This is a genomic window from Streptomyces sp. YKOK-I1, assembly GCF_054660435.1.
This window is the reverse complement of sequence record NZ_BAAGDR010000001.1, coordinates 2,447,538-2,468,610: the sequence shown is the minus strand read 5'-3', so window position 1 is coordinate 2,468,610 and position 21,073 is coordinate 2,447,538. Positions and strand designations below refer to the sequence as shown.

The following is a 21,073-nucleotide window of genomic DNA, read 5'->3' as shown; positions in this document are numbered from 1 at the left end:
TTCGAATGGATACGTGAACCCCGAACAGCCCGAGGAACGCGGCACCCCCGTCGGCCGCCGTGTCTTCCTCGGCACCCTCGCCCTCGGCGCCCTGGGGGTCGTCGCCGCGCCCCCGCTCCAGCGCGGTCTGGAGGCCTTCCTCGGCAGCGCCGCCGGGAAGGACCCCACCGGTCTGACCGGACTGCTCCCCAACGGCGGCGGTTTCCGCTACTACTCGGTGGCGTCCTCCGTCCCGCACAAGAACGCCACGAACTACCGCCTCACCGTCGACGGCCTGGTCGACCGCCCCGCCACCTACACCCTGGACCAGCTCCGGGCGCTGCCGCAGACCCGCATGGTCAAGGACGTCCAGTGCGTCACCGGCTGGCGGGTGCCCGACACCGCCTTCGAGGGCGTACGGCTCGCCGATCTCCTCGACGCCGCCGGGGTCAAGGCCGGGGCCGGCGCCCTGCGCTTCACCTGCTTCGACGGCACCTACACCGAGAGCCTCACCCTCGACCAGGCCCGCCGCGCCGACGTCCTGGTCGCCCTGCGCATGCAGGACAAGGACCTCGGCCACGACCACGGCGGCCCGGTCCGCCTCTATGTGGCCCCGATGTACTTCTACAAGTCCGCCAAATGGCTCTCCGGCATCACCGTCACCAAGGACGTGAAGCCGGGGTACTGGGAGGACCGGGGCTACGATGTGGACGCCTGGGTCGGCCGTTCGAACGGGCGGGACGATGAGCCTACGAGCTGAGACACCGCCCATGACCCGGATCCCCCGCTTCACCCGCGCCGTACGGTGGGTCCACCGCACCACCGCCCTCCTCATGGGCGTGTGCGTGCTGACGGCCGCCTTCCTGTACGTCCCCGAGCTCGCGGAACTCGTCGGCCGCCGTGAGCTGGTGGTCCGCGTCCACGAGATCGCGGGGGTCCTGCTTCCGCTGCCGGTGCTCGGGGGCCTCGCCTCCCGCGCGTTCCGCGCCGACCTCGGTCACCTCAACCGCTTCGGCCCGCAGGACCGCCGCTGGCTGCGGTCCGTGCTGCGCCGGGACAGACGGCCCGAGTCGCGTCCGGCGGCCAAGTTCAACGCCGGTCAGAAGATCTACGCGGCCTGGATCGCCGGGGCGACGCTGGTGATGCTCGGTACCGGTCTCATGATGTGGTTCACCCATCTCACCCCGATCATGTGGCGCACCAGCGCGACCTTCGTCCACGACTGGCTCGCCCTCACCATCGGCGTGGTCCTCGCCGGCCACATCGGCATGGCCCTCGCCGACCCGGAGGCCCGCCATGGCATGCGCACCGGCGCGGTGAGCCGCGAGTGGGCGGAACGCGAACACCCGCTCTGGCGGCCCTAGCCCCAGGGGGAGCGGGAGTCGGACATGGCCGACGCATCTGACCCACTCACCCCGTTTGAGCCGCTCGGCCCGACGGACGCGCCCGGTGAGCCTGTGGCTCCCGGCCCCTCGGTCGGGCCGCTCACCTCCGGTCCCGGTACCCGGAACGCGTTCACCCTCACCGCCTCCGTCGTCGCGTACCGCACGCTCACGGTCACCCCGACGGACCCCTGCGCGGCGCCGAGGCCGAGGTCCGGGACCACCGTGGCCAGCACCAGCCCGTCCCCGGACCGGGTGACGGCGTGCAGCGGCCCGCCCGTGGGCCGTCCCCCGACGAGCACCGTCCCCGCCCGCAGCAGTTCCGCCTGGTCGAAGTAGGTGCCGCGCAGCTCGATCCGGAGGGGATCGCCGGGCCGGGCCTCGCCGTCGCCGCCCACGTCGACCGAGGCGATCGCGTAGGCGCAGGCGGGCGTGGCCGTGGCGGGTACGGCCCTGGGCCGGGCGACGGCTGACGGACGGGACCGGTGGAAGGCGAGGAGACCGTCCAGCACCCGCCGGGCGGCCCGCCCCTTGCAGGTGTCCGGCACCCCCGTGAGCCCGGCGCGGTCCCGTTCCGCCGCCGCCCAGCCCCCGCTCTCGCGTCCCTGGACGGCGAGACAGGCATGGGCGAGCCCCCGCAGGACCTTCCAGTCGTCGCCGAGGGGGGAGGTGCGGGAGATCAGCGTCAGGGCGTCCCGGCAGCGGTCCGGTGAGCGGAGCAGGTCGTACACGCTGTCCGGGTCGGGCCGGTGATCGGTGTCGGGGGAGACGGGGCCGGGCGGCAACCAGGCGGGCGCGGCGGGCGCCGCCGTCGTACTCCCGCCCGGTGACGGGGCACGCGAGCCCCCGGGGGCGCGCGGGGCGCTCGTGTCCGCCTCCGTGCCCCCGGACCCCAGTGCGCTGGGCCCCGGCGACGGCGACACCGGCGGGGTCTCCGCGACGGGCCCGTCGGAGAACGCCCCGCTCCCGCCCGGGCCCCCGGCCGTCCCGCCGGACACGTCCGCCCGTGCGGCGCCCCGCGCCGCGGTACCGCCCGGGTCCGTCACGGCGGCCGTGGCCACGGCGATCGCCCCCACGAAGAGCAGCGCGGACACACGTGTCCCCAGTGATACGGCCATGACGTCCCCCCAGTCGTCGCCCCGGGGTCATCATGGGCCGCCCGCACCGCCCGGCGGAACCCCTACAGGACGAGTGAGAGCAGCAGCACCAGCCCGCCCGCGACCACCGAGATGATCGTCTCCATGACCGACCAGGTCTTGATGTTCTGGCCGACGCTGAGGCCGAAGTACTCCTTGGTCAGCCAGAAGCCGGCGTCGTTGACATGGCTGAAGAACAGCGAGCCGGCGCCGATCGCCAGGACCAGCAGGGCCGTGTGGGTCGTCGACATGTCGGCGGCGAGCGGGGCGACCAGACCGGCCGCCGAGATCGTCGCCACGGTCGCCGAACCGGTCGCCAGCCGGATCGCGACCGCGATCAGCCAGGCCAGCAGGAGGGCCGGGATCGACCAGTCCTTCGAGATGTCCAGGACCATCTGACCGACCCCGCTGTCGATCAGGGTCTGCTTGAAGCCACCGCCCGCGCCGACGATCAGCAGGATGCCCGCGATGGGCGCGAGCCCCTTCTCGACCAGGGCGGATATTCGGTCCCTGGCGAACCCGGCGGGCCGGGCCAGCGTGAAGATGCCGACGAGGACGGCCGCGAGCAGCGCGATCAGCGGGGAGCCGACGACGTCGAAGACGCGCTGCACGGTGTGCGTGGGGTCGTCCACCACGATGTCGACCAGCGCCTTGGACAGCATCAGCACCACGGGCAGCAGGATGGTGGCGAGGGTGGCCCCGAAGCCGGGCCGGCGCTCCAGCTCCTGCGAGGGCCGCTGCGGGATCATGCGCTCGGGGGCGGGGACGTCCACCCAGCGGGCGGCGAACCGGGAGAACACCGGGCCCGCGATGACGACCGTGGGGATCGCGACGAGCACGCCGAGCGCCAGCGTGACGCCCAGGTTCGCGTCGACCGCGTCGATCGCGACCAGCGGGCCGGGGTGCGGCGGCACCAGTCCGTGCATCACGGACAGGCCGGCCAGCGCCGGGATGCCGATCCGCATGAGCGAGTAGTTGCCCCGCTTCGCCACCATCAGCACGACGGGGATCAGCAGCACCACGCCGACCTCGAAGAACAGCGGCAGACCGATCACCGAGGCGATCAGCACCATCGCCCAGGGCATCGAACGCCCGCCCGCCCTGGCGAGGATCGTGTCGACGATCTGGTCGGCGCCGCCGGAGTCCGCGAGCAGCCGGCCGAGGATCGCGCCGAGCGCGATCAGCACGCCGACACCCGCGACCGTGGCGCCGAGTCCGGTGGTGAAGCTGGCGATGACCTTGTCCAGCGGCGCCCCGGCGAACGCGCCGAGCGCGAGCGAGCCGATGGTCAGCGACAGGAACGGGTGGAGTGTGAAGCGGGTGATGAGCAGCACGATGACGGCGATGCCCGCCAGCACGGCGAGTCCCAGCTGGGCGTGGCCGGCCGAGGTGATGGGCTCGGCGGTGTCCGCTGCCAGCATCTCGACGCTGAGTCTGGTCACGGGTGTCCCTTGCAGTGGTGAAGGAGGGGAGGGGAGAGGAGGGTGCGGACTACAGGTGGCCGTCGTCGGGCAGGCCGGCGAGCGCGCGTACGGCCCGGTCGGTGATCTCCTCGGGCGAGCCGGAGACGTCGACGACGACCCCCGCCTCGTCCGGCTGGAGCGGCTGGAGCGTGGCGAACTGCGAGTCCAGCAGCGCGGTCGGCATGAAGTGGCCCCGCCGGTGCCCCATCCGGTCCTCGATCAGCGCCCGGTCGCCCGCGAGGTGCACGAACACCAGCCCCGGCGCCGTGGCGCGGAGCCGGTCCCGGTACGACCGCTTCAGCGCCGAGCAGCTGACCACGCCACCCCGCCCGGCCCGCCCGTGCGCCCAGGCGCCGATGGCGTCCAGCCAGGGCCACCGGTCCGCGTCCTCCAGCGGGACGCCGGCCGACATCTTGGCGATGTTGGCCTGCGGGTGGAAGTCGTCGCCCTCGGCGTAGGGAACGCCGAGCCGGGCGGCGAGCAGGGGACCGATCGTGGTCTTGCCCGTGCCGGCGACGCCCATCACCGCGACGACGTGGGGGGTACGCATCTCTGCCTCGCTGTCTTCCGACGACACCTGATGTCGACGGACACTGAAACCGATTAGGTACGACTAATCAAGGGCCTGTGACAAATAAGTCTGACTTTTTGGCCCGGTGATCCACCCCGTACGCTGAGTGCATGACCACTCCGGGCCGGGGTCTGCACGGCCATGTACTGGACACCCTGGGCCCCGCCATCACCGCGGGCGAATACCCTCCGGGCAGCGTGTTGCGGACCGACGAGCTGGCCCAGCGTTTCGACGTCTCACGCTCCGTGATGCGCGAGGCGGTCCGGGTCCTGGAGTCCATGCACCTGGTCGAGTCCCGCCGCCGCGTGGGCGTGACCGTCCGCCCCAAGGCCGAGTGGAACGTCTACGACCCGCAGGTCATCCGCTGGCGGCTGGCCGGCGCCGACCGTCCGCACCAGCTGCGCTCGCTCACCGTGCTGCGCTCGGCGATCGAACCGGTCGCGGCGGGCCTGGCGGCGCGCCACGCCACGGCCGAGCAGTGCGCGGAACTCACCGAGTGCGCCCTCGGCATGGTGGCCCACTCACGGGGCCACCGGCTGGAGGGCTACCTCCTGCACGACATCGCCTTCCACCGCGTGATCCTCACCGCGTCCGGCAACGAGATGTTCGCCCGCCTCGGCGACGTCGTGGCCGAGGTCCTCACCGGCCGTACCCACCACCGGGTCATGTTCGAGGACCCGGACCCGGCGGCCGTCACCCTGCACGTCCGGCTGGCCGAGATGATCCGCGCGGGCGACGGCCCCGGCGCCGAGGAGCTCACCCGCGAGATCATGGCCGGCGCCCTCCAGGAACTGGACGTCCTGGCGCCGTAGGTCAGTCGCGGAAGTCCCCGTCGACGTACACCCACGCCCCGTCCACCCGTTCGAACCGGCTCACCTCGTGCAGCGAGCCGCCCCGGAAGGACGCCCGGAACTCCACCGTCCCGCTCGTGTGGAACGCGGACCCGTCCTGCGTCGCGAGGATCTCCAGCCCCGTCCACCGCATCCCCGGATCGAGGTCCAGCCGCGCCGGCCTGGTCCGCGGATGCCAGGTCCGCAGCAGATACGCCGCGTCCCCCTTCACGAAGGCGCAGTACCGCGACCGCATCAGCGCCTCGGCGGTGGGCGCGCCTACGGGGCCACGGTGGTAACGGCCGCAGCAGGCGTCGTACGACTGGGGCAGCCCGCACGGGCAGGTACGCGTGGTCATACCGGCCATTGTCCTAGGCCGTCGCGCGGGTCTCGGCCCCGGGCAGCGGCGGCAGCGCGGGCCGGTACAGCCAGGCCTCGAACAGGTCGTCCAGGGGCTCCGGGGTGAACCGGGCCGCGTGGGCCGTGAACAGGGAGGTCGTGACCGCGCCGCCCCGGTGCAGCCCGAGCCAGCCGCGCAGCATCCGGAAGAACGCGTCGTCGCCGAGCGCGCACCGCAGCGCGTGCACGGCGAGCCCGCCGCGCTGGTACAGCCGGTCGTCGAACATCGTCTTGCGGCCCGGGTCGGCCAGTTTCAGGTCCTGCGGCCGCGAGGACAGCAACCGGTGTGCGGCGGCGGCCAGTTGCTGGGCGCTACGGCCGCCCGACCGCTCCGACCACAGCCACTCCGCGTACTTCGCGAAGCCCTCGTTGAGCCAGATGTGCCGCCAGTCGGCGATCGACACACTGTTGCCGAACCACTGGTGGGCCAGCTCGTGCGCCACCAGGCGCTCCGAACCCCGGGCCCCGTCCACATGGTTGACGCCGAACAGCGACAACCCCTGTGCCTCGACCGGGACATCGAGTTCCTCGTCGGCCACGACCACCGCGTACTCGTCGAACGGGTAGGGCCCGAAGAGCCGTTGGAACAGGTCCATCATCCCCGGCTGCCGGGCGAAGTCCCGAGAGAACTGCGCAAGGAGATGCGCCGGTATGTGCCCGTGCATCGGCACCCCGCCCAGCCCGGGATCGCCCAGCAGCACCGTCTGGTACTTGCCGATCGCCAGCCCGACCAGATAGCTCGACGTCGGCGCCGACTGCTCGTACACCCAGGTCGTGGTCGACGCCTTCGTGGTCCGGGTCAGCAGCCGCCCGCCCGCCACCACCGAGTACGCCGACGGCGTCGTGACCGAGATGAGATACGACGCCTTGTCGGCGGGACGGTCGTTGCACGGATACCACGAGGGCGAACCCACCGGCTGGCTCGCCACCAGCGCGCCGTCCGTCAGCTCCTCCCAGCCGAGCCCGCCCCACGGACTCGACACCGGCTTGGGGTTGCCCGCCCAGTGCACCTCGACGGTGAAGGCGGCCCCCGCGCGCAGCGCCTTGGCGGGGCGGATACGGAGCTTTCCGCCCCGGTGCGTGTAGTGCGGCTGCCGGCCGTCCACCCGGACCCGCCCGATCCTGAAGTCGGCAAGGTTCAGCTGGAATTCGGCCAGCGGCGCCCGGCCCGCGATCGCGTTGATCCGGGCCGTGCCCGACAGCCGGTTCGGGCCGGGACGGTAGTCCAGCGTGAGTTCGTAGCGATGCACCCGGTAACGGGGATCGCCGTTGTCCGGGAAATACGGGTCCGAACCCACTGACTGCTGCACTGCCACTTCCGCGTCCGCTCCCTGCGCCGTACTCGAACTTGCCGGTGCGCCGCCCGCAGCCACCGAGTGGCCCGCGTTCAGGGACGCCATGCCTCGATCGGATTGCCCAGCCAGCGGGTGTCGTCCGGGACGGACTCCGCGGCCATGACGAGCGACGCGGGACCCAGGGTCGTACGGGCCCCGACCGTGCTGCCGGGCAGCACGATCCCGCCAGGGCCCAAGGTGGCGCCCTCACGGAGGACCACAGTATCCGTCCGCAAGATCCGGTCGTGGAAGAGGTGAGTCTGCAGGACGCACCCGCGGCCCACCGTGGCCCCGTCCTCCAGTGTCACCAGATCCGCCTCCGGGAGCCAGTAGCTCTCCACCCACACACCCCGGCCGATCCGCGCCCCGAGCCCGCGCAGCCACGCCGTCATCACCGGTGTACCCGGCACCGCGCCCGCCAGCCACGGCACGGCGACCACCTCGACGAACGTGTCCGCCAGCTCGTTGCGCCACACGAAGGAACTCCACAGCGGATGCTCCCCGGCGCGGTGCCGCCCCACCAGCAGCCACTTCGCGACCACCGACAGCAGACAGGCCGCCAGCCCCGTGCCGAGCAGCACCAGCCCGCCCAGCAGCGGCGCCCACACCCCGAGGGCGCACAGCGCGGCCACCGTCAGCACGGCCAGCGCCGCCGAGCAGAACACCGGCACGATCCTGCACAGCTCCACCAGCCCGCGCGCCCACAGCAGCCGCGCCGGCGGGTCGTACGTCCGGCTCTGGTCACCGCCGGCCGTGCTGCGCGGCAGCTTCACCGGCGGCAGACCCAGATAGGAGCTGCCCTTCTTCGCCTTCTTCGGCGTCGCCGACAGCACCCCGACCAGCCCGCCGTCCGGCACGCTCCGGCCCGGCGCGGTCATCCCCGAGTTCCCGAGGAACGCCCGCCGCCCGATCTGCGCGCGCCCGATCCGCACCCAGCCGCCACCCAGCTCGTACGGCGCGGTCAGCGTGTCGTCGGCCAGGAACGCGCCCTCGCCGACCGTCGTCAGACTCGGCAGCGCGAGCACCGTCGACACCTCCGCGCCCCGCCCGATCCGCATCCCGAGCAGCCGCAGCCACAGCGGTGTCACCAGCCCCGCGTACAGCGGGAACAGCGTCTCGCGGGAACGGTCCATCAGCTGGGTCACCGTCCAGGCCTGCCAGCCCACCCGGCTGTGCGTCGGATGCGTGCCCTCGCGCAACCCCAGGCTCAGCAGCCGTACGGCGACCAGCAGCAGCAGCGCGTACGCCAGCCCGTAGGCGAGCGTCGCCGGGACCAGGGCGAGGACCGCCCCGCGCAGCGCACCGCCCAGCCCGGCGCCGGGCGTGACGAACACCCGGGCCACGGCGAGCGCCGCGCCGGCCGCCGCCACCGGCAGCAGATTCAGCGCCAGACCGGTCACGCCGTACATGATCCGCCAGTACGTGCCGCGCTGCGGCCGCTCCTTGGGCCAGTTCCGCTTGGCCTTGCCGAGCTTGACCGCGGGCGCGCCCGCCCAGCGCTGACCGGTCGGGACCTGCCCGGTGACCGCCGAACCCGGCGCCACCTCGGCACGCTTGCCGACCCGGGCCCCCGGGAAGAGCATGCTGCGCGTGCCGACGACGGCGTGCGCGCCCACCTTGACCGTGCCGATCTCCAGCCGGTCACCGTCCAGCCAGTACCCGGACAGATCCACCTCGGACTCCACGGCCGCGCCGCGCCCGAGCTTGAGCAGACCGGTCACCGGCGGCAGCGAGTGCAGATCGACGTCCGGGCCGATCTTGGCGCCCAGCGCCCGGGCGTACCGCTCCAGCCAGGACCCCGTCAGCGTGGTCGCCCCGCTGAACTCGGCCAGCCGCTCCGCCGCCCACAGCCGCACATGCACCGAGCCGCCGCGCGGATACCGGCCGGGCGTCACCCCCCGCAGCAGCAGCCGCGCCCCACCCGCCGCCACGGCGATCCGCCCCGGCGGGCTGAAGAAGAGCAGCGCTCCGGCGGCCACCAGCCACCAGGACGCGGTCGGCAGCCAGCCGTACCCGGGCAGCAGATTGCCCAGCGCGGCCAGCACGACCGTCCAGCGCAGCCCCAGCAGGGTGAACAGCGGAAGGAGCAGCAGGAGCTGCACGCACTGCGTCTTCCTCGGGACCGGCGCGACCGTACGGCTGCCGCCCTCGTCGTGCGCCGACTCCTCCAGCCGACGGGCCAGCTTGCGCAGCACCGGCTGCTGGTAGATGTCCAGGACGGCGGCGCTCGGGTAGCGGGTGCGCAGCCGGGTGGTGAGCTGGGCGGCGGCCAGGCTGCCGCCGCCGATCGCGAAGAAGTCGTCGGAGTGGCTGGTCACCGGCATACCGAGGACCGCGGCCCACTGCTCGGCCAGCCATGCCTCGGTGCCGTACAGGTGCTCGCCCGCCGGCATCTCGACACCGTCGAGCGGCCACGGCAGCGCGTTGCGGTCGACCTTGCCGGACGTCCGGGTCGGCAGGTCGTCCACCGGCGCCAGCAGCGGCACCAGCGCGGCCGGCAGCGCGGCCCGCAGCCGCTCCACCGCCTCCGCCCGGTCCCAGCCGTCCTGGGTGACGACATAGCCGACGAGCAGCTGGTTGCCGCTGCGCGCGGTCCGCACCGCCGCCGCCGCGCCCGCGACACCCGGCAGCGCCTGGAGCGCCGCGTCCACCTCGCCCAGCTCGATGCGCCGCCCGCCGAGCTTGATCTGCTCGTCGGCCCGCCCGAGGAAGACCAGCCCCTCGGGCTCGGCCTTGACCAGATCACCGCTCCGGTACGCCCGCTCCCAGCCCAGCGACTCCAGCGGCGCGTACTTCTCCGCGTCCTTCTCGGCGTCGAGGTAGCGCGCGAGGCCGACCCCGCCGATCACCAGCTGGCCGCTCTCGCCCATCGGCACCGGCTCGCCTGCCTCGTCCACGACGGCCAGCTCCCAGCCGCGCAGCGGCAGCCCGATCCGGACCGGCTCCTCGCCCGACATCAGCGAGGCACAGGCCACCACGGTCGCCTCGGTCGGCCCGTAGGTGTTCCAGACCTCCCGGCCCTCGGTCACCAGGCGCTGCACCAGCTCCGGCGGGCAGGCCTCACCGCCGAAGATCAGCAGACGGACGTCGTTGAGGGTCTCCGGCTCCCAGAGCGCGGCCAGCGTCGGCACGGTGGAGACCACGGTGATCTCCTGCTCGACCAGCCAGGGCCCGAGATCGGCCCCGCTCCTGACCTGCGACCGGGGCACCGGCACCAGACAGGCGCCGTACCGCCACGCCAGCCACATCTCCTCGCAGGAGGCGTCGAAGGCCACCGAGAGGCCCGCCATCACGCGGTCACCGGGTCCGATGGGCTCCTCGGTGAGGAACAGCGCGGCCTCGGCGTCCACGAAGGCGGCGGCGCTGCGGTGACTGACGGCCACCCCCTTGGGCTTTCCGGTGGAGCCGGAGGTGAAGATGATCCACGCGTCGTGCTCGACCGTCGGCCGGGCGGCCCGCGTGCGGGAGGCCCCGAGAGCGGTGCTCTCCTGAGCGGTGCTCTTGTGAGCGGTGTTCTCGTGAGCGGTGATCTCGTGCCCGGCGCCGACCACGGCCCGCACGTCCGCCTCGCCGAACACCAGCTCGGCCCGCTCGTCGGGGTCCTCGGCGTCCACGGGCACATAGGCGGCACCCGCCGCGAGCACGGCGAGGATCGCGACATAGAGGTCGTTGGTGCCGGACGGCACCCGCACCCCCACCCGGTCTCCGAGCCCGACCCCGGCGGCGTCGAGCCGGCGCCGCAGCCGCTCCACCTCCACGGCGAGCGCCCGGTAGGTCAGGGGGGTGCTGCCGTCGTCCAGGGCGAGCTCGTCCGGGTACGACCGCACGGCCCCCTCGAAGACGTCGACGAGCGTGCGAGGGGAAGCGGCGGGCCCGCCGGAGAAGCGTGCCCTGTCACCGAGCTGTACGCGGATTTCTTCGTCGAGCAGGCCGAGAGCGCTGCTCTCGTGAATCGCTGCCATCGGTCCTCGCGTCTCGATCCCGGAAGCCTCCGGGGCGCCGGCGGGCCCGCAGGTCTGCCTGGGGTTGTCCGGGCCGGCTCCGTAACAAGCCGGAAATTTTAGTACGACGCTATGCACGTCCGCTTCTGTCGGCCAGCGGGGAAGGCCGTCCGGGGGACGCGTGACGCCCCCGCGACGGTCGGTGACCTGCATGATCTTCGACCGGGGAGAGATCGGCCACACACAACGAGTGAGGGGACAGCGATGGCGCCACTTGCCCGCTCGTCCAAGGCCTGAGTCGCCGGGTCCGAAGGGGCTGAGAACAACTGACGGTAGTAGCCCAGAGTTTCGGTCACCAACCCTGGAGTGCGGAGCTTTTCCTTGAGCGCCGAATGCTCCACGTCTGGCCATTCGTAATCAGGAGACCATTCCCGCCGGAGTCGGTCGAAGAAGGCGAAGTCGTCGTGCTCGATAGCCGACTCCGCACGTACAGTTCAGAAGAGGAACATGTACCGGCTGCGTCGCTGCTGGTCGCCGTTGACCAGCCAGGCGGTCCGCATGTGAGGGCCGTAGGGAACTGCCATACCGACGAGCTTGCGGATAAGCGTCACCTCCAGGTTCGCCGCCGCATGGGCCGCCCGGGCAGCATCCGCGCTGCGCGGGAGCGACCGCCCCATAGCCCTCCTGCGCCAGGCGGTCTGGAATGCCTACCCAACTGGCCGCGTGATCGGGATATCCGTGGAGACAAAGGACAAGGGGTCCGCCACGGCGGCGCCGGGGGAAAGCGTCACTTCTTCAGCTGCGCGTACAGGGCTTCCAGGTTTTCGGACAACTGAGACTTGACCCAGCGCGTGGTGTCGTCGGCCAGGACCTCGTTGGCATCCGCTTCGATGCCGTCGAGTGCAGCCACAGCGATGTCACGGGGCGTTGCCTTGGGTACCTCGAGACCTGACGTCATGTCAGTGTCCACATATGCCATGTGGAGCCCGGTCACTGCGATGCCACGCCCCTGCAGACGCAGGCGCAGGGAGTTGGTCTGCGACCACAAGGCTGCCTTCGAAGCGCTGTAGGGCGTCCCTTCAGCAAGCCAGGAGAGGGCAGAGTGCACATTGAGGATGTGGCCCCCACCGTTACGCTCGATGATGGGGGCGAAGGCCCGGGTGGCCAGCAGCGGACCGTAGAAATTGGTCTCGAGGTCCTTGCGCACCTCGTCCATCGAGGAGTCCAGGTACGAAGCGCGCGACGTGGCGCCGGCGTTGTTGATCAGGATGGTGACGTCCTGGGCCTGCTCGGCAGCAGCCGCCACGGATGCCGGATCAGTAACCTCGAGTGCCACCGCAACGGCATCCGAGTTCGCCACGCTGCGGGGGTCACGGGCCGTGGCGTACACCTTCGCGGCGCCGCGCGCAAAAAGCTCCGAGACCATCGCCTTTCCGATGCCTCGGGCGCCCCCCGTAACGAACACATTGGCACCCTTGATTGCAGTCATGATTACCTCCGATTATATAAAGGATTGATTCCGGCGCAGACATGGTTGCGAATGGTCGGCCCGGCTTCCCGTCGATCAGGGTGAAGTAAGCCGAGAGGGTAGGCTTTCAGCCTTTTCGTTCTTCTCCACCGCGCTCAGGGCATGAGACTTGGTCTGCTGAAGTTTCGGGGTCATCGCGGGTGCCACTACAGCGGCGATGACCCCAGTTGCCGCCAAAGCAATCCAGGCGTGCTGAAAGACGGTGTGCGTAGCGGCATAACCGACCGGATTGCCGACGATCGCGACAAGGATACTGACGCCCAGTGCGGTCCCAAGCTGCCGACTCATGTTGACGATGGCACTGCCGGTGGCCGACTGTGCCGGCGCCAGGTCAGTGGTGGCCGAGGAAAGGATCGCCGGAAGTGCCAGACCTACACCTGCACCGCCCAGCAGAAGACTCGGCAGGAACGACGTCGCGTAGTTCGGCTGGGCGGTGACGGTCACGGCGGTGTAGAAGGTGCCGATCGCGTACATCAGACTTCCTGCTGCGACGACGTAGCCGATCGGTATTCGGCGGGTAAACCGGTGCGCGATCATGGTGAACAGCGGGACCATGAGGGGGCCGGCCGCCACAGCGAAGCCAGTCTTGATTGCCGAGTAGTTCCAGACCTGCTGCAGCCACAGGATGTTGGCAAGGAGAGCCGCTGCGAACGGCACCGAGAACAGCAGGGCCGTCACGTTCGACCAGGTGAATGTTGGCACCTTGAGCAAGGCGGGGTCGATCACCGGTGCGGCGTGACGGCTCGAACTCAACAGGAATCCGCACAGTGCGACGAGCGTGACGGCCCAGGCGACCCAGATCCGCGCATCGGTCCAGCCCCAGTCGGATCCCTCGACGAGCCCGAGCGTCAGCGCCCCGGTCGCGACGATCAGCAACACCGCCCCCAGAGCGTCCGGAAGCTTCTTTGCAGCCTCGATAGGCATGCGCGGCACGATCAGAACGGTCGCGACGAGCGCCGCGATCCCGACCGGAACGTTGACCAGGAACACCCACCGCCAGGACACCTCAACGAGCAGGCCTCCGATGACCGGGCCCAGCGCGGCGGCGAAAGCCCCGCTCGCGGCCCAGATCCGCACCGACCTGACGCGGTGCTCCGCCGGCGCAGTTCCGATGACCAAGCCCAGACTCGCCGGTGTCAGCAGAGCGGCGCCGACGGATTGGAAGCCTCGGAAGACCACCAGCCACCAGACGCCGTCCGTGACTGCGCAGGCCGCACTGGCAGCCGTGAACAACCCCAGGCCTGCCATGAACGCGCCCTTGCGGCCGAACCGGTCCGCAATCGTTCCGGCCGGGACCAACAGCGCCGCGTAAATGATGGTGTATCCATTCAAAATCCACGACAGGTCAGACAACTGCACGCGGAAGTCGTGACCGATGTCCTCGAACGCCACATTGACGATAAATACGTCCAGACTCGCCATGAACGCCGCAAGGCAGAGAACCAGAAGAATCACATTCGGGTGGTACGCGGGCCGCGAAGCTGACACCTGGCCCTGACTTGACTCGACCATACCCAGACTGTAGTCGCTGACTATAGTCAACGCAACTCAGGTGGATCGGGGGTCGCCGTCACCGGGCGGCGGCAGTGGAAACGCAGGACGGCACCGTCGGCCCGCTGCTACGGGAAGTGCCGCGACGACCCACGGCCGCTGTGTCGGTGCGCCCAGTCGAGAAGCTGGCGGTAGCCAGCCGCGGTGGCCGGGAACTCCCTACTGCTCAGCAGCCCGCCAAGGTGGTCAAGGACGGCAGCGACGTGCATGTCCTTGTGAGTGTCGACGCCGAGCACCACGGCGCGTGGCTCGGCCGCTGGCTCGACAGCGTGGACAGCAGGAAAGACCGCAGGAAAGACCGCAGGCATGCCGAGGGTGGTCACGATGCTCCTGTTCGACGACGTACCGATAGCCGACGCCGGTCGGTGGAACGGTCAGAACTGTGACGGTGCCTTCGAGGCCAAGGCCCCTATCGGGACACGCTCCGCCAGCCCGGTGCCGGTACGTGTCGTTCCGGCCAGGCCGACAGATCAAGCACAAGGCACAAACGGCCAGTGAGAGTACGAGTCAAGCCATGACCAGAACGACACAGTCACCATCCTCACAGTGGGAGCAGTCGGCCCGTCCGTCGCCGACCCGGTCGCACTCGGCGAGCAGGTGGATGACCCGGCCGGTGGACTCGCTGATCCCGAACCCGGCAGCGGTCTTTGCCAGGGTGGTGTGTTCGCGTAGGTGCACCAGTGTCACCATCGCGCGCCGGGACGGGCGGAGCTTGCAGCGCCGGTCACCCTCACGGGTGACGACGAGCATCGTCACCCACTCCACGAGCGCACGCGGCAGCTCGAGTGCGGCAGGACAGATGACCAACGAGGCCCCGAGCAGCGTGGTTGAGACGTCGGACATCTCGATCAACAGCCCCGGGGGCCTCGCTCGTTGCGCTTCATGGACCGTCACCTGATCGGTGGCCAACTCGAAGAAGCCCAGTGATGCGTGTCCCGCCTCGCCGAGGATCCGCCCCGCTGGAACAGCCGGGTGAGGCCGTCACGCCTTGGCTATACTTCAGTGAAGCGAGCCGACCGGAGGAAACGATGAATGACGTCTTCACGCTGGCATCGCCGCTCTCCGATCGGGACAGCTGGACGGCGGCGGACTGGTGTCCCATGGAACGCACGCTCGACCTGATCGGCACCCGTTCGATGATGACACTGCTGCGCGAGGTCTTCTACGGAGCCACCCGGTTCGACGACCTCGCCCGCCGGGCCGGAGTGACTGCAGCGATCGCCTCCCAGCGTCTGCACCAGCTGGTCGACCACGGACTCCTGGAACGCCGACCCTACAAGGAACCAGGACAACGGACCCGCTACGAGTACACCATCACCGAACGCGGCTTGGAAATCTTCCCCGTCGTCGCCGCCCTCGTCCAGTTCGCCGACGGACTGCCACACGACCAGGGGCGAGCAGTCACACTCACCCATGCCGACTGCGGCAAACCCGTCGTCGTCGAGGTCCACTGCGCTGACGGCCACACCATGACACCGGCGGACACAGTAGTGACGGTCGTGCAGACCACTTCGGAAACCCAGAAGAGCTGAGTTCACCGACGACTGCCGTGCGTATTTCCAACCCCACTCCGCCGCCTGACCGTGAGGCCAAGCGGCGCTTGTCGGTGATACGCCATGTCGAAGAGGCCAGCGGCAACGTCGCCATTTCCTGCGTACCCGTTCCAAGGCACCCGAGCACAGCGAGAAGATCGCGATGTACCTCAAGCGCCACGACCACCGGTGGAAGCGCTACGAGAAGCAACTTCCCGTTCTGCTGTCGACGACTGCACCCGGCTGCGGTCCTGCGGATCTACCCGACCTTGAACCAGGCGACCGCGATCCAGTTCCTCGACTGCGTCATCCAGACGGACAACGGCGCCGAGTTCCAGTCCGCGTTCCACTGGCTTCGGGGGGTGTGAGACGCGGACCGGCCGGAACGCCGGCCCGCCTCTCGCACCGAGCCCGGAACGGTCAGGCGGGGGTGACGAGTTCGCGGACGGCGGGTACGACCTCGGCGGCAAAGCGGCGCAGGAAGTCGGACGAGCTCACGCGGTAGAGGAAGAACGTGTCGGCCTGCTTGCCGAGCACGAGTTCGGCCAACTGCTCGGCCCATACCTTCGCGGGACCTTGGAGGAACCCGGATCCGCCGTCGAAGGTGCCCTCGATGTTGTAACCGCGGCGGATGTCCCGCGGGGACCGGCCCGCGGCGGCGGCCGCCTCGTCGATGACGCGGTTGGCGTCCGGCAGCGCGGCCGGAGGGAAGAACGGCGAACTGGGGATCCAGCCGTCACCGATCGTTCCGACGACCCGCAGCATCCGCGGCTGGTAAGCCCCGAACCAGATGCCGATCTCGTGCAGCGGCTCGGGTCCCGGCTTCGCGTGGTCGAGCCGGTAATGCCTGCCCTCGAACGTGACGTCCATCTTGGACGTCCACAGCGCTCGGATGAGGTGGGTGGCCTCCTCCAGTGCCTCGACCGACTGTCCGGCAGTGCGTGCCGGACCTCCCTCCGCGAGGATGGACGGCCACATCTGCTGCGCGCCGGTGCCGAGGCCGAGTTCGAAGCGGCCACCACTGAGGATGTCGATGGTCGCGGCGGCGCGGGCCAGTACGGGGGGCGGGCGCAGCGGCAGGTTCAGCAGATTGGACATGACCGTGATGCGCTCGGTCCTGACGGCCATGGCGGTCAGCAGCGAGAGGGTGTCCAGCCGTTCGGGCCAGTACGGGTGGTCGGACAGCGTGACGACGTCGTATCCGAGCCGTTCCATCAGCACGGCCAGCTCGACGACGTCCTGCGGACGGTCCGCAGTCGGTTCCAGCAGGGCGCCGAAACTTACGTCGTACGTGGTCACCTGGCAGCCCCGTCGCGGGTACCGATGCGCTCGGGGGTGGCGGTGCCGTAGACCTGCTCCGCGTGCGCGGCGTAGGCCTGTGCGGCCAGATCGCCGATGACACCGCTGATCTCGGGCGGCATCTGCGCGATGATGTCGCGGACGGTGCTCGGGTCGGCCTCGTACGCCATCATGCCGAAGATCAGGGGCATCTGCTCGGGCGCGACGTCCCCCGCGCTGTCGGCGATCATCTGCCCCCACTCGGCGGCGGTGACGTGCTTTGCGAGCAGCGGCACCGCGAGGTCCTCCTCAGCCGCGAGGTGCTCGGCGAGCCGGTCGGCGAGCAGCGCCGTAGTCGCGGCGAGCGCCTGCCCCTGTGCGGCGTCGGCCGTGCCACGCCACTGCGCCAGCCCGACGCGCACCTCGTCCAGGAGCTTGTCGACGACGTCGTGCTGCTCCTCCATGACCTGTACGACGGGCTCGGCGTCGGCGGCGTTCCGTTCGAGCAGCCGGGGCCACAGGTGTTTGTCCTCGGCGACGTGGTGGTGGTGAAGGCCGTTGTCGACGATCCGGAGATGGTCGGCGACGACTCCGGCGCGTGCGACGTCACCGTCGGCCACGCCGCGTATGAGGGCTGGGGCGAGCCCGATCTCGCGACGGAACATGGTGTGAGACATGTACATGTCACGCACGTCGGCGAGGGGTTCGTTGTTCATAGTTCACATTCCCAGAAGGTGCCAGAAGTTCCCGGAAGGGCTTGGTGATTGAAAATGTAATAACTAGGCCCGGACCAGGAAAGCGAATGTCCAGTACGCGAATCCGGTTATCCGCGAAGCGTACGCAGCGGCTTCTGGCCGAACTTCGCTTCATGCGCCGCCGCGAATCGGCCCAGGTGAGCGAAGCCCCAGCGGCGGGCAACCACGGCGACCGAACAGGTGGACGGATCGGCTGCGCGCAGCTCCTCGTGCGCCCGGCGCAGCCGCACATCACGCAGATACTCCATCGGTGACATGCCGAGATGGAGCTGAAACGCCTTCTGCAGCGTCCGCGGACCGACGTCGCAGCGGTCCGCCAGGAGCGAGAGCGTCAGCGGGGCCTGCGGATCCGACTCGATGATGTCGACGGCGGTGCGGACCGAAGCCGGCCTTACCGCGGCGACCGGCGCCGTCAGCGCCTCGGTCTGCGAGTGCGTCGCCGCCATGAAGAACCCGTTCACGATGCTGTCCGCCAGTGGTGCGGCGACCAGCGGCTGGGACAGGAGGCTGTCCGGGGCGGTGAGCTGCCGGTTGACGGACAGCAGCAACTGGGCCCAGTTGCGCCCGAAACCGTCGGCGATGTTCATCACGGGATCGAAGACGACCCGACTGGCGGCGCGCTCACCGATCAGACGGGCCATCACGGTCTCCACGGCGGGCCTGTCGATGCGGACGCACAGCGCGTGGTAGCCGGCTGGCCAACGGGCCGTGAACGCACCGCCGTCGGGCCGGTACAGCGCCGAGGACAGGCGGTTGATCATCATGTCCACGCCCCGGTGCCGCGACTCGAAGCGCCCCGTGATCGGCAACTGGACATAGAAGCCGGTTCCGATGTCGTCGCACTCCAGGCGGAACTCGCCGTTGATGACGACCTCGCCGATGTTGATGGGCCCGAGGTCGGCGGAGCGATAAGTCGAGACCGTCACCTCGTCCTGCGGCACGGTTTCGATGGTCGACGCGCGCACGAGCACCAGACGCTCCTCCGATGCCGGTGTGTTTGTTCGACTACAGGCGGACTTCGCGCTCATGCTAGCCGTCGACCCACGGCCGGAGTTGCCCGTCGTGCTGGAGGCAGGCCGTTCCGGCGGTGTCGTCCCCTCGGGGGCTCGGTAGTCACGTTCGCAGTCGATCGGGCTCTTGAACCCGCACACGCTGTGTAGCCGCCTGGCGTTGTAGAAGTCGGTGATCCAGGTCGCGATCTTGAGGCGGGCCTCGGCGCGGGTGCGGAAGGCACGGCGGTGGACGTACTCGACTTTGAGGACGCTGTTGAACGCCTCGCTCACGGCGTTGTCGTACCAAGACCCGACTCTGCTCGTGGACTGGACAATCGCGGAACTCGGCGTCGTAGATGCGCTTCCTGGATGCCAAGACCTCGACTGGTTCCGCCGCGACCAGGGCGTCCAGCCCCGCGAAGCCAGCACGCAGAGCGCCGCAACCCAGCCCGGTGAGCCCTCCGACCCGCCCCGGGCGCGACCGCTTCCGACCGAGCAGGCCGAGCCTTCGCCACGCGAGTGACACACATCCGCCGCGCTCCGCCCCCTGAAAACCCCACATGCCTGTGCCACGGCTACCAGCCGTCGCACAGGCATGTCCTGTTTCCGCAGGTGAGAGGCGCAGTACCTGGACCGCTACCGCCCCACCCCCTCACCGGGCCGATCACGAGGGTCGAGGCCCAGAAACGACGAAATACCGGTGAGTCACATGACTCGACCGGTAATCCGTGAACGCTTCGGGACGATCTCGTGAAGGTCCCTCTCAAAGTGTCCGAGGGGGGACTTGAACCCCCACGCCCGATAAAGGGCACTAGCACCTCAAGCTAGCGCGTCTGCCATTCCGCCACCCGGACAAGGTGTCTGTCGCGGCGGGGTTTCCCTCGCGGCGACGTCGTAAACACTACCAGGCTTTCGAGGGTGCCCGATCACGCCTGGTCGGACGGGAGGCGCCGCCCCGCGTGAACGGAGTGTGACGGGCCGGGACCGGTCTTGGGCGGGGGCGGCACCGGGAGGGAGGATGTGGGGGACCGGCCAGGACAGCGGGAGGAAGCAGCGTGAGCGACACGGCCAGGAACGTCACCGGCGAGGACGAGGTCGTGGACCTCTGCCGCGACCTCATCCGGATCGACACCAGCAACTACGGCGACCACTCGGGCCCGGGTGAGCGCAAGGCGGCCGAGTGGGTCGCCGAGAAGCTCTCCGAGGTCGGGCTCGAGCCGGAGATCTTCGAGTCGCACCCGGGGCGTGCCTCCACCGTGGCCCGGATCGAGGGCGAGGACCCCTCCCGGCCCGCGCTGCTCATCCACGGCCACCTCGACGTCGTCCCGGCCAACGCGGTCGACTGGACCCACCACCCCTTCTCCGGGGAGGTCACGGACGGCTGCGTGTGGGGGCGCGGTGCGGTCGACATGAAGGACATGGACGCGATGACCCTCGCGGTCGTGCGCGACCGGATGCGCTCCGGGCGCAAGCCGCCCCGGGACATCGTCCTCGCGTTCCTCGCCGACGAGGAGGCCGGCGGCCTGTACGGCGCCCGCCACCTCGTCGACCAGCACCGAGGGCTCTTCGACGGCGTCACCGAGGCGATCAGCGAGGTCGGCGGCTTCTCGTTCACGGTGAGCGAGGAGCGGCGGCTCTATCTGATCCAGACGGCCGAGAAGGGCATGCACTGGATGAAGCTGACCGTCGCCGGCACCGCCGGCCACGGCTCGATGATCCACAAGGACAACGCGATCACCGAGCTGTCCGAGGCGGTCGCCCGGCTCGGCCGGCACACCTTCCCGGTCCGGGTCACCAAGACCACCCGCGCCTTCCTCGACGAACTCGGCGACGCGCTCGGCACCGAGCTGGACCCCGAGGACATGCAGTCCACCCTCGCCCGGCTCGGCGGCATCGCCAAACTGATCGGCGCGACCCTCAGCAACACCGCCAACCCGACCCAGCTCGGCGCCGGCTACAAGGTCAACGTCATCCCGGGCGAGGCCACCGCGCACGTCGACGGCCGCTTCCTGCCGGGGTACGAGGAGGAGTTCCTCGCCGACCTCGACCGCCTCCTCGGCCCGAACGTGCGGCGCGAGGACGTGCACTCCGACAAGGCGCTGGAGACCTCCTTCGACGGGGCGCTCGTCGAGGCCATGCAGTCGGCGCTGCTCGCCGAGGACCCGACCGCGAAGGCGGTCCCCTACATGCTCTCCGGCGGCACCGACGCCAAGTCCTTCGACGACCTCGGCATCCGCGGCTTCGGCTTCGCCCCGCTGAAGCTGCCCCCGGAGCTGGACTTCGCGGGCATGTTCCACGGCGTCGACGAGCGGGTGCCGGTGGACGGGCTGAAGTTCGGGGTGCGGGTGCTCGACCGGTTCATCGACGCGTCCTGAATCACCCGAGGAAATTCGCGCGCCCGT

At 70.2% G+C, this 21,073-nt stretch carries 16 protein-coding genes, 1 tRNA gene and 3 pseudogenes; 6 read left to right on the top strand and 14 right to left on the bottom strand.

Features of this window, described 5'->3' with window-relative positions; translation table 11 throughout:
- Nucleotides 1-13 precede the first annotated feature (13 nt).
- Nucleotides 14-739, top strand: coding sequence for a molybdopterin-dependent oxidoreductase (locus ACYQ8Q_RS10460; RefSeq protein ID WP_460063869.1), 726 nt, complete (start codon nt 14-16; stop codon nt 737-739).
- The gene (locus tag ACYQ8Q_RS10455) at nt 723-1,343 is read left to right on the top strand and encodes a cytochrome b/b6 domain-containing protein (protein ID WP_460063867.1); all 621 of its coding nucleotides are present in this window, start codon (nt 723-725) and stop codon (nt 1,341-1,343) included. Before ACYQ8Q_RS10460 ends, ACYQ8Q_RS10455 begins: the two co-directional genes overlap by 17 nt.
- On the opposite strand, the gene ACYQ8Q_RS10450 is transcribed toward ACYQ8Q_RS10455, so the two are convergent.
- The 3 genes from ACYQ8Q_RS10450 to ACYQ8Q_RS10440 all read right to left on the bottom strand — a co-directional run bounded on the left by ACYQ8Q_RS10450 (nt 1,340) and on the right by ACYQ8Q_RS10440 (nt 4,510).
- Nucleotides 1,340-2,479, bottom strand: a complete 1,140-nt coding sequence (locus tag ACYQ8Q_RS10450; protein WP_460063865.1) for a hypothetical protein — start codon at nt 2,477-2,479, stop codon at nt 1,340-1,342. The genes ACYQ8Q_RS10455 and ACYQ8Q_RS10450 overlap by 4 nt on opposite strands.
- Before the next feature lie 62 nt (nt 2,480-2,541).
- Nucleotides 2,542-3,939, bottom strand: coding sequence for a GntT/GntP/DsdX family permease (locus tag ACYQ8Q_RS10445; protein ID WP_460063863.1), 1,398 nt, complete (start codon nt 3,937-3,939; stop codon nt 2,542-2,544).
- 49 nt (nt 3,940-3,988) lie between these two features.
- Nucleotides 3,989-4,510, bottom strand: coding sequence for a gluconokinase (locus ACYQ8Q_RS10440; protein WP_460063860.1), 522 nt, complete (start codon nt 4,508-4,510; stop codon nt 3,989-3,991).
- A gap of 131 nt (nt 4,511-4,641) precedes the next feature.
- On the opposite strand from ACYQ8Q_RS10440, the gene ACYQ8Q_RS10435 reads away from it, so the two are divergent.
- Nucleotides 4,642-5,343 (top strand): FadR/GntR family transcriptional regulator, encoded by a 702-nt coding sequence (locus ACYQ8Q_RS10435; RefSeq protein WP_460063857.1) that lies wholly within the window; start codon nt 4,642-4,644, stop codon nt 5,341-5,343.
- A gap of 1 nt (nt 5,344) precedes the next feature.
- On the opposite strand, the gene ACYQ8Q_RS10430 is transcribed toward ACYQ8Q_RS10435, so the two are convergent.
- The 7 genes and pseudogenes from ACYQ8Q_RS10430 to ACYQ8Q_RS10400 form a co-directional block, all read right to left on the bottom strand.
- Nucleotides 5,345-5,719, bottom strand: coding sequence for a YchJ family protein (locus ACYQ8Q_RS10430; RefSeq protein WP_460063855.1), 375 nt, complete (start codon nt 5,717-5,719; stop codon nt 5,345-5,347).
- 13 nt (nt 5,720-5,732) lie between these two features.
- Complete coding sequence (locus ACYQ8Q_RS10425; RefSeq protein ID WP_460063854.1) at nt 5,733-7,076, bottom strand: M1 family metallopeptidase; 1,344 nt, start codon at nt 7,074-7,076, stop codon at nt 5,733-5,735.
- 71 nt (nt 7,077-7,147) lie between these two features.
- The gene (locus tag ACYQ8Q_RS10420) at nt 7,148-11,056 is read right to left on the bottom strand and encodes a Pls/PosA family non-ribosomal peptide synthetase (protein ID WP_460063851.1); all 3,909 of its coding nucleotides are present in this window, start codon (nt 11,054-11,056) and stop codon (nt 7,148-7,150) included.
- Between the two features lie 766 nt (nt 11,057-11,822).
- Nucleotides 11,823-12,524: an SDR family oxidoreductase gene (locus tag ACYQ8Q_RS10415; RefSeq protein ID WP_460063850.1), complete on the bottom strand. Its 702-nt coding sequence runs from the start codon at nt 12,522-12,524 to the stop codon at nt 11,823-11,825.
- Between the two features lie 75 nt (nt 12,525-12,599).
- A complete protein-coding gene (locus ACYQ8Q_RS10410; protein ID WP_460063847.1) occupies nt 12,600-14,075 on the bottom strand; it encodes a DHA2 family efflux MFS transporter permease subunit in 1,476 nt (491 codons plus the stop codon).
- A 152-nt stretch (nt 14,076-14,227) separates the two neighbouring features.
- A pseudogene (locus ACYQ8Q_RS10405) lies at nt 14,228-14,437 on the bottom strand (IS110 family transposase); the annotation flags it as partial.
- 223 nt (nt 14,438-14,660) lie between these two features.
- A pseudogene (locus tag ACYQ8Q_RS10400) lies at nt 14,661-14,921 on the bottom strand (transposase family protein); the annotation flags it as partial.
- 221 nt (nt 14,922-15,142) lie between these two features.
- On the opposite strand from ACYQ8Q_RS10400, the gene ACYQ8Q_RS10395 reads away from it, so the two are divergent.
- Nucleotides 15,143-15,646 carry a winged helix-turn-helix transcriptional regulator gene (locus tag ACYQ8Q_RS10395; RefSeq protein WP_460063845.1) on the top strand — a complete coding sequence of 168 codons (504 nt, stop codon included), beginning with the start codon at nt 15,143-15,145 and terminating at the stop codon, nt 15,644-15,646.
- Nucleotides 15,643-15,999: pseudogene (locus tag ACYQ8Q_RS10390) on the top strand (IS481 family transposase); the annotation flags it as partial. The gene ACYQ8Q_RS10395 and the pseudogene ACYQ8Q_RS10390, both read left to right, overlap by 4 nt.
- 67 nt (nt 16,000-16,066) lie before the next feature.
- Here the strand turns inward: ACYQ8Q_RS10390 and ACYQ8Q_RS10385 are convergent.
- The 4 genes from ACYQ8Q_RS10385 to ACYQ8Q_RS10370 form a co-directional block, all read right to left on the bottom strand.
- Complete coding sequence (locus ACYQ8Q_RS10385; RefSeq protein WP_460063844.1) at nt 16,067-16,945, bottom strand: LLM class flavin-dependent oxidoreductase; 879 nt, start codon at nt 16,943-16,945, stop codon at nt 16,067-16,069.
- Complete coding sequence (locus ACYQ8Q_RS10380) at nt 16,942-17,640, bottom strand: hemerythrin domain-containing protein (RefSeq protein ID WP_460063842.1); 699 nt, start codon at nt 17,638-17,640, stop codon at nt 16,942-16,944. The genes ACYQ8Q_RS10385 and ACYQ8Q_RS10380 overlap by 4 nt, the downstream gene beginning before the upstream one ends.
- Before the next feature lie 107 nt (nt 17,641-17,747).
- Complete coding sequence (locus ACYQ8Q_RS10375) at nt 17,748-19,268, bottom strand: helix-turn-helix transcriptional regulator (protein ID WP_460063841.1); 1,521 nt, start codon at nt 19,266-19,268, stop codon at nt 17,748-17,750.
- A gap of 172 nt (nt 19,269-19,440) precedes the next feature.
- Nucleotides 19,441-19,525, bottom strand: a tRNA-Leu gene (locus ACYQ8Q_RS10370).
- A 201-nt stretch (nt 19,526-19,726) separates the two neighbouring features.
- On the opposite strand from ACYQ8Q_RS10370, the gene ACYQ8Q_RS10365 reads away from it, so the two are divergent.
- Nucleotides 19,727-21,046, top strand: a complete 1,320-nt coding sequence (locus ACYQ8Q_RS10365) for a M20/M25/M40 family metallo-hydrolase (RefSeq protein WP_460063839.1) — start codon at nt 19,727-19,729, stop codon at nt 21,044-21,046.
- Nucleotides 21,047-21,073 lie beyond the last annotated feature (27 nt).